Raw genomic sequence first — 10,172 nt, forward strand, 5'->3', positions numbered from 1 at the left:
CAGCGTGATTGCTCCATTCACGGTGCGAGCGTTCAGGCGGCCACGCGGCGCGCTTCATCGATAAGCGCTCCGGTCGTCACGCCGAAGTGCTCGAACAACGCGCTCGCGGGCGCGGATTCGCCGAAGCGATCGATGCCGATCACGCCGCCGTTCAGTCCGACGTATTGCCGCCAGAACGCCGTGACGCCCGCTTCGATCGCGACACGCGGCACGCCTTCGGGCAACACGCGCTCGCGCCACGCGTTGCACTGACGATCGAACACGGTGGTCGATGGCATCGACACGACGCGCGCGAGAATGCCCTCCTGCTTCAGCGGTTCGACGGCTGCGAGCGCGAGCGTCACTTCGGAGCCGGTCGCGATCAGCACGACGCGGCGCGCATCGCGCTCGCATGTCGATGGCCAGTCGAGAAGCACGTAGCCGCCGCGCTCGATGCCATCGATCTGCGTTTCATCGCGCGGCACGAAAGGCAGATTCTGGCGCGACAGCAACAGGCACGAAGGCCGGTCGCGCTCGACCGCGCTGACCCACGCCTGCATCGTCTCGACGGTATCGCACGGACGCCAGACATCGAGGCCCGGAATCATGCGCAAGCTCGCGGCATGTTCGATCGGCTGATGCGTGGGACCGTCTTCGCCGAGGCCGATCGAATCGTGCGTGAAGATGAAGACCACGCGCGCCTTCATGAGCGCGGCCATGCGCAACGCGTTGCGCGAGTAGTCGGAAAATGTGAGGAACGTCCCGCCGAAAGGCAGATGGCCGCGATGCAGCGCGACGCCGTTCAGCACGGCGCTCATGCCGAACTCGCGCACGCCGAAGTGGACGTAGTTGCCCTTTTCCGGCGCTGCGCTCACATCGACCGCATCTTTCCAGCGCGTGAGATTCGATCCGGTCAGATCAGCCGAACCGCCGAGCAATTCGGGCAACACGCGCGCGAGTCCTTCGATGGCGAGTTGCGATGCCTTGCGCGTCGCGACCGTCTGCCGCGCGCGATCCGCATCGCGCACGAGCGCATCCGCCCTATCGCGCCAGTTCGCGGGCAGCGCCCCGCGCACGCGACGCTCGAACTCGGCCGCCTCGTCCGGAAACAGGCGGCGATACACATCCATGCGGCGATTCCAGTCATCTTGCGCCGCCGCGCCCGCCTCGCGCGCGTCCCATAGCGCGCGAATCGACGATGGAATCTCGAAGGGCGCATGCGTCCAGTCGAGCGCGCGGCGCGTCGCTTCGACTTCGTCGGCGGGAAGCGGCGCGCCGTGTACGTCGTGCGTGCCGGCAATGCCGGGTGCGCCGAAGCCGATCACCGTCTTGCAGCAGATCAACGTCGGACGATCCGACTCGCGTGCTTCTTGCAACGCGCGCGACACGTCATCGGCATCGTGGCCATCCACCGCGCGCACGACGTGCCAGCCGTACGATTCGAAACGCTTCGGCGTATCGTCGGTGAACCAGCCGCCGACATGGCCATCGATCGAAATGCCGTTGTCGTCATAGAGCACGGTGAGCTTGTCGAGCCGCAACGTGCCCGCGAGCGACGCCGCCTCATGCGACACGCCTTCCATCAGACAGCCGTCGCCCGCAAAGACATAGGTGCGATGATCGACGATCTCATGCCCCGGCCGATTGAATTCGCGCGCGAGCAAGGCCTCGGCGAGCGCCATGCCGACTGCATTGGTCAAGCCCTGACCGAGCGGCCCGGTCGTCGTCTCGACGCCGGGCGTCACGCCCGCTTCCGGATGCCCCGGCGTCCTGCTGCCCATCTGGCGAAAACGTCTGATCTCGTCGATGGACAAGTCGTAGCCGCTCAGATGCAACAGCGCATAGAGCAGCATCGAGCCATGACCGTTCGACAGCACGAAGCGATCGCGATCCGGCCAGTCGGGATCGACGGGATTGTGCTTCAGATGACGCCCCCACAGCGCGACCGCGATCTCCGCCATGCCCATCGGCATGCCGGGATGGCCGGAGTTCGCCTGGCTCACGGCATCGATGGCGAGCATGCGCAACGCGTTCGCCATCTGTCGCGTATCCGGTGAGCGATGAAGTCGGGGCAAAGCCTCAGCGACGGCATTCATGAGATGCCTCCTTTTATGCAATGACAAGAAACCTTTTATGCCCGCGCGCGCCGGTCGCGCAGTTGCAGGATCATCGGCGTGAAGATGAGCTGCATCGCGAGACCCATCTTGCCGCCGGGCACGACGATCACATTCGGCCGCGACATGAACGAGTCGTGCAACATCGTCAGCAGATACGGAAAGTCGATGCCCTTCGGCTTCGCGAAACGAATCACGACGAAGCTCTCGTCGGGCTGCGGAATCTCGCGTGCAGTGAACGGGTTCGACGTATCCACGGTCGGCACGCGCTGAAAATTCACGTGCGTGCGCGAGAACTGCGGACAGATGTAGTTCACGTAATCGGGCATGCGGCGCAGGATCGTATCGACGACGGCCTCGTGCGAATAACCGCGCATCGTCTGGTCGCGATGCAGCTTCTGAATCCATTCGAGATTGATGATCGGCACGACGCCGACGAGCAGATCCGCATGGCGCGCGATATCGACCTTGTCGGTGACGGCGCCGCCGTGCAGGCCTTCATAGAACATCATGTCCGTGCCGGGCGCGATGTCCGTCCACGGCGTGAAGGTGCCCGCGTCCTGTTTGAAATGCGCGCCTTCGCCTTCATCGTGCACGTAATGGCGGAACCGGCCGCCGCCTTTATCGCCGTAGGTATCGAACAAGGTTTCGAGTTCTTCGAGCAGATTCGCTTCCGGTCCGAAGTGGCTGAAATTGACGATGCCGTCACGCTCGCTCTGCTTCATCGCCTCGCGCATGGCGAGGCGGTCGTAACGATGAAACGCATCGCCTTCGACGATCTGCGCATTGATTCTCTCGCGCCTGAAAATATGCGTGAAGCTCTTCATGACGGTGGTGGTGCCGGCGCCGCTGGAGCCCGTCACGGCAACGATCGGATGCTTGGCTGACATGCGTTTCTCTCCCTACCTCTGTCGATCTATGCTTCCGTTTCCGGCAGAAACAACGAGCGTTCCTTGAATAGCGGCGACGTGAAGGGCTTGTCCTCGCCGCGATCGTATTCGCTGTGATAGCGCTGAATGCGCGCGACTTCGTTGCGCGAGCCGAGAATCACCGGCACGCGTTGATGCAGCGCCTTCGGTTCGACATCGAGAATGCGCTCGCGCCCCGTGATCGACAGGCCGCCCGCCTGCTCGACGAGAAAGCTCATCGGACTCGCTTCATACAGCAGGCGCAGGCGTCCTTCCATCTCGGGCGTCTTGAAGTCGCGTGGATACATGAACACGCCGCCGCGCATGAGGATGCGATGCACTTCCGCGACCATCGACGCGATCCATCGCATGTTGAAGTCCTGCGCGCGGCAACCGGTGCGGCCGTCCTTGCATTCCTGCACGTAGCGGCGCACGGGCGGCTCCCAGAAGCGCTCGTTCGATACGTTGATCGCGAACTCGCAAGAATCGTCGGGAATGCGGATATCGGAATGCGTGAGCACGAAATTGCCGACATCGCGTTCCAGCGTGAAACCATGCGTGCCGTTGCCGACGGAGAGCACCAGCATCGTCGATGGCCCGTAGATCGCGTAACCCGCCGCGACCTGCTCGCGTCCGGGCCGCAGGAACGATGCGTCGTCCGGTGCGCCGGTTTGATGGCAGCCGCGTCTCAGCACGGAGAAGATCGACCCGACCACGCCGTTGATGTCGATGTTCGACGAACCATCGAGCGGATCGAATGCAAGCAGATATTCGCCGCGCGGATAAGGCTCCGCAATCGCATAGACATGCTCCATCTCTTCCGACACCATGCCCGCGAGCAGTCCATCCCATTCGCAGTGTTGCAGGAAGATATCGTTGGTCACGAGGTCGAGCTTCTTCTGTTCCTCGCCATGCGTGTTGACCGAGTGCGCCGAGCCGTGCTGTGCGCCCAGCGCGCCGCGTGTCAATGCCGCCGCGATCGTCTTGATCGATGCGGCCACGTCGATCAGCAGCGCGGACAAACCGCTCGCCACTTCCGGCCCGGGCTTGCGGTCCAGCGTGTCGATCAGGAACTTCGATAAGGTCGTGCGTCCATCCTGCATCGCGCTCTCCTTTTGCTTCATGAATCGGTGAACACGCGGCTCGCGCGGATATCGCTTGCGTCGAGCTGCATCAACGCATCGGCGTCGGCGATACCGTCGCCCCTTTCCGCTGCGGCAAACAGACGATTCGCCTGACGCAGGCGCGCGCGATCCAGCGCGTTGCGCACCGAACGCGCGTTGGCGAAGTTCGGCTGTCTGATGCGGCGTGCGAGATACGCTTCGAAGGCGCGGCGCGCGTCATCGTCGAAGCGATAGTGCATGGCGTCAAGCATGTGCCCGGCGATTTGCATTAGCTCGTCGGGCGCGTAGTCCGGAAACACGAGGTGATGCGCGATGCGCGAGCGAAAGCCCGGATTGCTGTGAAAGAACGTTTCCATGCGCGACGCGTACCCCGCGAGAATCACGACGAGATCGTCGCGCTGGTTCTCCATCGTCTGCAGCAGTATTTCGATGGCTTCCTGCCCGTAATCGCGCTCGTTCTCCAGGCGATACAGGTAATAAGCCTCGTCGATGAAGAGCACGCCGCCCATCGCACGCTTGAGCACTTCGCGCGTTTTTGGCGCGGTATGGCCGATGTACTGACCGACGAGATCGTCGCGCGTCACTGAAACGAGCTGATTGCGCCGGATATAGCCGAGCCGATGCAGAACCTGCGCCATGCGCAGCGCGACCGTGGTTTTTCCGGTGCCGGGATTGCCCGAGAAGCACATGTGCAGCGTGGGCGGACCCGACGCGATGCCGAGCGTCTTGCGCGCGCGCTCCACGAGCAGATGCGCGGCGATTTCGCGGATGCGGGTCTTGACCGGCGCGAGCCCGATGAGATCGCGATCCAGTTCGGCCAGCACTTCACCGATACGCGATTCGCGATAGAGCGCCATCAGATCCGCTGTGGTTTGAAGAGGCGCTTCTTCGAGCGTGACTTCGGCGCTCATGATCGCCCCTTTTTATTAGCGCTCGCCGCTTGGGCGGTCGGTTGCGTAGGTGCGGATCGCGTAGCGCTGAACACGGCTTCTATCGTCTTGACGTTCGAGACGGAAGCCTCGTTCCTGCTCGGGACGGTTCACGATGAACGAGAGACGTATCGTTTCGAACCCGCGTACCGAATCGAACGCATTCACCTTGATGTAGTGATTCGGATACGTGTTGCGGCATTCGTTCACTTCCATCAGCACGCCGGCGGCATCGTGGAGATCAAACATGGGGAGGCCCCACATTTCCCAATAGGTGTTTCTGGGGTGGGGATCGTCGGTGTATTCCACTGAGCATGACCAGCCCTGGTCTAGCGCGTAGGTGATTTGTTTCGCGATTTCCTCGTCGGTGAGAGGGGGCAGGAAGGAGAATGTTCCTTGCGTTATTTTCATTTCGATATCCTTAAGTTGTTTCTTCGTGAAATCCTGATTTGTTATTGGTCTATTAGCGTTGCCCCTGTGCGGGGCGGCAGTCACTTTCTTTGCTGCTGCAAAGAAAGTAACCAAAGAAACAGCTTTCCCCAGCCTAAGTACTTCATGCCGGCCGCGGCACAGGCGATTGGCTGAATGGAACGGCTATAGCAAGTGCCCTCACAAAACTCGCGCGGCTTGGACCGCGCACGGTCTGACGCATCGCACCGCATAACAAACTGGTTCAGCACGAAATCGCTCCGGCCCGCTTCGCGGCCGATGGGTCAATCGGCGGGTGGACTGCGTCCGCTTCTTTCTCGCTGGTTTCCCTCGCATACCCAACGGCAGCGCGCAGCGCTGTGCCGATGCTATTTCGTGCTGAACCAGCGCCCTTAAACATATGGCTTGTCAGACCGTGTGCGAGCCAAGCCCGATTGGGCCTTTGGTGGCGACACTTAGGCGAGTGCCATCTGCAACGAGAAAAGTGGCCAACGTGCGTGTGACCGCGGGCTTGAAAAGCTGCTTTCTTTGGTTACTTTCTTTGCAGCAGCAAAGAAAGTGACTGCCGCCCCGCACAGGGGCAGTGCTAATAAACCAAAAACAAATCGGGATCCGGCGAAAAAAAAGAAACTCACGCCGCCACTGTCGCCGTAACAGCAAAATCCGGCATATCCGTCGATGCATAGTTAAAAGTCACATCGCGCCAGGTATCGAGCGCCTGCTGCAGCGGCGTACAAAACCGCGCAGCGGCATCGAGAATATCCGCTCCTTCATTAGCAATATCGCGCCCTTCATTCCGCGCCTTGACCATCGCTTCGAGCGCGACGCGGTTGGCCGTCGCACCGGCCTGAATACCTTGCGGATGCCCGATCGTCCCGCCGCCGAATTGCAGAATGCAGTCATCGCCAAAGAGATCGAGCAACTGATGCATCTGCCCCGCATGAATGCCGCCCGATGCCACCGGCATCACCTTGCGCAACCCCGCCCACGGTTGATCGAAAAAGACCCCGCGAGAAAGGTCGGGCTCGTTGCGCGCCTCACGGCACACGTTGTAATACCCCTGCACCGACAATGGATCGCCTTCCAGCTTGCCGACCGCCGTGCCCGCATGCGCATGATCCACGCCCGCCATGCGCAGCCACTTCGCGATCACGCGAAACGAAATGCCGTGATTGCGCTGCCGCGTATAGGTGCCATGTCCCGCGCGATGCAGATGCAGGATCATGTCGTTGCGGCGCGCCCATTTCGACATCGACTGAATCGCGGTCCATCCGATCACCAGATCGATCATCACGATGCACGAGCCCAGTTCCTTCGCGAATTCGGCGCGCTCGTAGATGTCTTCCATCGTGCCGGCCGTCACGTTCAGGTAATGGCCCTTCACTTCACCGGTTTCGGCTTGCGCGCGGTGCACCGCTTCCATCGAGAAGAGATAGCGGTCGCGCCAGTGCATGAAGGCCTGCGAGTTGATATTTTCGTCGTCCTTCAGAAAGTCGAGTCCGCCTTTCAGGCCTTCATACACGACACGCCCGTAGTTCTTGCCCGACAAGCCGAGCTTCGGTTTCACGGTCGCGCCGAGCAGCGGCCTTCCATACTTATCGAGCCGCTCGCGTTCGACGACAATGCCCGTCGGCGGCCCCTGAAACGTCTTCAGATACGCAACGGGAATGCGCATGTCCTCGAGACGCAGCGCCTTCAGCGGTTTGAAGCCGAACACATTGCCGATGATGGACGCCGTCAGGTTCGCCACCGATCCTTCCTCGAACAGATCGAGCTCGTAGGCGATGTACGCGAAGTATTGCGGCTCGTCGGCGCGCGCGTTCGGCACGGGCTCGACGCGATACGCCTTCGCGCGATACATGTCGCACGCGGTGAGACGGTCGGTCCATACGACGGTCCACGTCGCCGTCGACGATTCGCCCGCCACGGCCGCGGCCGCTTCCTCCGGCTCGACGCCCGCTTGCGGCGTGATGCGAAAGAGCGCGATGACGTCCGTGTCCTTCGGCGTGTAATCGGGCTGCCAGTAGCCCATCTCGCGATACTTCATGACGCCGGCCGCATAGCGCGAGCGCGGATCGGACGGATTGCGCGCCGCGTCGATGGCGGCCTTGCTGAAGTCGTTCATTCCGTTTCCTCGACAGTGACATGAGCGTTGTTGCCTGCGGTGATTCCAGACTACGCACTGGCCGCGAGGAACGGAATTCACGATTAACTTGGCGGACCATAAGCGTTGCCTTAGTCCGGATTAGCCCTGATGCGTATGTGGCGACGCGAATGGGACACTTTGCTCTGATTCCGTCACAGTCGGCGCGCGCGACGCGCGAGCCGCGTTCTTCGGCATCCGCTTCATGCGATTGGCATGACGCTTGCATCGTCGAAATGCCGGCCCCTCCCGGCCGCCTGGGCGGATTCGTCCGCATCGGCAAAACATCAATCCCACTCACATGGAGGAACGCGCATGCAATGGACTACGCCGAGCTTCACCGATATGCGTTTTGGTTTTGAAATCACGATGTATATCGCCACCCGCTAAATGCGGATCAAACCCGCACGAAGCCGCATCGACGCGATCGCGGCCATTTCGTGCGGCTACGCATGCATGCGCCGACCATCATGATTTACGAGACCATCGTCACGACCGCGGATCGCGATGGCCGGCCGCATATCGCGCCGATGGGCGTGCGCTTCGAAGATGGCCTGGCGATACTCGCGCCATTCCGCCCATCGACGACGCTCGACAACGTCCTCGCGACGCAGAGCGCCGTCATCAACTTCACGACGGACGTGCGCGTGTTCGCGGGCTGCGTGACGGGCTATGCGCGCGACTGGCCGACGGTCGCCGCGGATGTGGTGCCGGGCGTGCGGCTCGAATCGACGCTCGCGCACACCGAGCTGCGTCTCGCCGAACTTCTCGATGACGCAACGCGTCCGACTTTGCGCATGACATGCGTGCATCGCGCGACGCATGCGCCGTTTGCGGGCTTCAATCGCGCGCAGGCTGCCGTGGTCGAAGGCGCGATTCTGGTGAGCCGGCTCTTCATGCTGCCGCCGGAAAAAGTGGACAGCGAGATCGCGTATCTGAAGATCGCGATCGACAAGACCGCGGGCGACGCCGAGCGCGAAGCATGGCAATGGCTCTTGCAGGCGATCGAGGCGCATCGCGCCAAAGCGCTTCATTCCTAGCATTTCTCTGGAGTTTCGACGATGACCGCATTGCTCGCGAGCGTCCGCTCGGCCGACGAAGCATTCGATGCCGCCGACGCCGGCGCCGACCTGATCGATCTGAAGGAGCCGGACGCGGGAGCCTTGGGCGGCGTCGCGATCGGCGATATCGCGCGGATCGTGCAGGCGTTGCGTGCGCGATATGCGGTGCGGCCGATCAGCGCGACCATCGGCGACTTGCCCAACGATGCGCTCGACGAGATGACCGCGCGCGTGCTCGATGTCGCGGCGGCGGGTGTCGATTATGTGAAGGTCGGGGTGACGCCCGGTGCAGGGGCTTATGCCTGCTTGCGGCATTTGGCGAGCCTGCCCGCGGCGGTGGTGCCGGTGTTTCTGTCGGACGACGGCGTGGATCGTGAACTGGCCGCGCTGGCGGCCCGGTTGGGATTTGTCGGTATCGTGTTCGATACGGCGAACAAGAACGGGCGCACGTTGTTCGATTGCGTCGATGTCGAAGTGTTGACTTTGTGTATCGCCGATGCGCGTGCTCGCGGAACGATGATTGCGGTTGCCGGCTCGCTGGGCTGGGGCGATCTCGACAGGATTCTCATGCTTGCGCCCGATATTGCCGGGTTTCGTGGGGCGTTATGCGATGAGCCTGGCGGGCGTGGGGGGAGGCTCGATCCTCGGCGCGTGGGGAAGTGGGTTCGGGCGCTGCATCGGGAGGGGACCGCCGATTTGGCGGTTTGAGGTTTTTTTGGTTTTCGCCGGACCCCGATTTGCTTTTGGTTTGTTGCGTTGCCCCTGTGCGGGGCGGCAGTCGCTTTCTTTGCTGCTGCAATGAAGCAGCTTTTATCGCGCTCGGCGCGGGGGCTTTCTGAGGCCTCGAGGGTTTTCGCCGGATCCCGTTTTCGCGTCGGTTTATTAGCGTTGCCCCTGTGCGGGGCGGCAGTCACTTTCTTTGCTGCTGCAAAGAAAGTAACCAAAGAAACAGCTATCCCCAGCCTAAGCACTTCACACCGGCCGCGGCACAGGCGATCGACCGAATGGCCCCCAGAGTAGCGAGTGCCCTCAAAGGTCTTGTCGGACTTGGCTCGCGCACGGTCTGACGCATCGCACCACACAACAAGTTGGCCCAGCACGAAATGGCGCCGGCCCGCTACGCGGCCGATGGGTCCATCGGGGCGGGGGCGGTCTGCGTGCGCTTCTTTCTCGCCGGTTTCCCTCGCATACCCAACGGCTGCGCGCAGCGCTGTGCCGATGCTATTTCGTGCTGAACCAATCTGGCGGGCGGCGCGATGCGGCAGACCGTGCGCGAGCCAAGTCCGATTGGGCCTGTGAGGGCGACACTTAGGCGAGTGCCAACTTGAGGGAGAAAATTGGCCAAGTTGCGTGTGACAGCGGGCTTGAAAAGCGGCGGATTCAACCGGTCGATGCAACACCTCTGGTTTAATTATCGGGAAAGGGTGTGGGAGCATCGATGAGTCGACAGAGAAAGCCTTGGATGGGCAAAGCGGAGCGGCAGCG

At 62.0% G+C, this 10,172-nt stretch carries 9 protein-coding genes; 3 read left to right on the forward strand and 6 right to left on the reverse strand.

The annotated features are described in order from the left end of the window. Positions 1–32: 32 nt before the first annotated feature. The 6 genes from tkt to NOV72_RS25685 form a co-directional block, all read right to left on the reverse strand. A complete protein-coding gene (gene tkt, locus NOV72_RS25655; protein WP_106857367.1) occupies positions 33–2,075 on the reverse strand; it encodes a transketolase in 2,043 nt (680 codons plus the stop codon). A 35-nt stretch (positions 2,076–2,110) separates the two neighbouring features. Then, a complete protein-coding gene (locus NOV72_RS25660) occupies positions 2,111–2,983 on the reverse strand; it encodes a phosphoribulokinase (RefSeq protein WP_106857368.1) in 873 nt (290 codons plus the stop codon). 26 nt (positions 2,984–3,009) lie between these two features. After that, positions 3,010–4,104 carry a class 1 fructose-bisphosphatase gene (locus tag NOV72_RS25665; protein WP_106857379.1) on the reverse strand — a complete coding sequence of 365 codons (1,095 nt, stop codon included), beginning with the start codon at positions 4,102–4,104 and terminating at the stop codon, positions 3,010–3,012. 17 nt (positions 4,105–4,121) lie between these two features. Continuing rightward, positions 4,122–5,036 (reverse strand): CbbX protein, encoded by a 915-nt coding sequence (cbbX, locus tag NOV72_RS25670; protein ID WP_106857369.1) that lies wholly within the window; start codon positions 5,034–5,036, stop codon positions 4,122–4,124. Between the two features lie 15 nt (positions 5,037–5,051). Next, positions 5,052–5,465, reverse strand: a complete 414-nt coding sequence (locus NOV72_RS25675) for a ribulose bisphosphate carboxylase small subunit (protein ID WP_106857370.1) — start codon at positions 5,463–5,465, stop codon at positions 5,052–5,054. Between the two features lie 649 nt (positions 5,466–6,114). Beyond that, positions 6,115–7,608 (reverse strand): form I ribulose bisphosphate carboxylase large subunit, encoded by a 1,494-nt coding sequence (locus tag NOV72_RS25685; RefSeq protein ID WP_106857372.1) that lies wholly within the window; start codon positions 7,606–7,608, stop codon positions 6,115–6,117. A 333-nt stretch (positions 7,609–7,941) separates the two neighbouring features. On the opposite strand from NOV72_RS25685, the gene pqqA reads away from it, so the two are divergent. The 3 genes from pqqA (at position 7,942) to NOV72_RS25700 (ending at position 9,395) form a co-directional block, all read left to right on the forward strand. After that, complete coding sequence (gene pqqA, locus NOV72_RS25690; protein WP_008354335.1) at positions 7,942–8,016, forward strand: pyrroloquinoline quinone precursor peptide PqqA; 75 nt, start codon at positions 7,942–7,944, stop codon at positions 8,014–8,016. Between the two features lie 80 nt (positions 8,017–8,096). Then, entirely contained in the window at positions 8,097–8,666 is a 570-nt protein-coding gene (locus NOV72_RS25695) for a DUF447 domain-containing protein (RefSeq protein WP_106857380.1), read from the forward strand. A 21-nt stretch (positions 8,667–8,687) separates the two neighbouring features. After that, positions 8,688–9,395 carry a (5-formylfuran-3-yl)methyl phosphate synthase gene (locus NOV72_RS25700; protein ID WP_106857373.1) on the forward strand — a complete coding sequence of 236 codons (708 nt, stop codon included), beginning with the start codon at positions 8,688–8,690 and terminating at the stop codon, positions 9,393–9,395. Positions 9,396–10,172 lie beyond the last annotated feature (777 nt).

This window comes from Caballeronia novacaledonica, from assembly GCF_900258035.1.
Classification (GTDB): domain Bacteria; phylum Pseudomonadota; class Gammaproteobacteria; order Burkholderiales; family Burkholderiaceae; genus Caballeronia; species Caballeronia novacaledonica.

What these genes read in the sequence shown, in the direction of transcription:
- tkt (WP_106857367.1), bottom strand. Translation starts at nt 2,075, where the DNA reads ATGAATGCCGTCGCTGAGGCTTTGCCCCGACTTCATCGCTCACCGGAT.
- NOV72_RS25660 (WP_106857368.1), bottom strand. Translation starts at nt 2,983, where the DNA reads ATGTCAGCCAAGCATCCGATCGTTGCCGTGACGGGCTCCAGCGGCGCC.
- NOV72_RS25665 (WP_106857379.1), bottom strand. Translation starts at nt 4,104, where the DNA reads ATGCAGGATGGACGCACGACCTTATCGAAGTTCCTGATCGACACGCTG.
- cbbX (WP_106857369.1), bottom strand. Translation starts at nt 5,036, where the DNA reads ATGAGCGCCGAAGTCACGCTCGAAGAAGCGCCTCTTCAAACCACAGCG.
- NOV72_RS25675 (WP_106857370.1), bottom strand. Translation starts at nt 5,465, where the DNA reads ATGAAAATAACGCAAGGAACATTCTCCTTCCTGCCCCCTCTCACCGAC.
- NOV72_RS25685 (WP_106857372.1), bottom strand. Translation starts at nt 7,608, where the DNA reads ATGAACGACTTCAGCAAGGCCGCCATCGACGCGGCGCGCAATCCGTCC.
- NOV72_RS25695 (WP_106857380.1), top strand. Translation starts at nt 8,097, where the DNA reads ATGATTTACGAGACCATCGTCACGACCGCGGATCGCGATGGCCGGCCG.
- NOV72_RS25700 (WP_106857373.1), top strand. Translation starts at nt 8,688, where the DNA reads ATGACCGCATTGCTCGCGAGCGTCCGCTCGGCCGACGAAGCATTCGAT.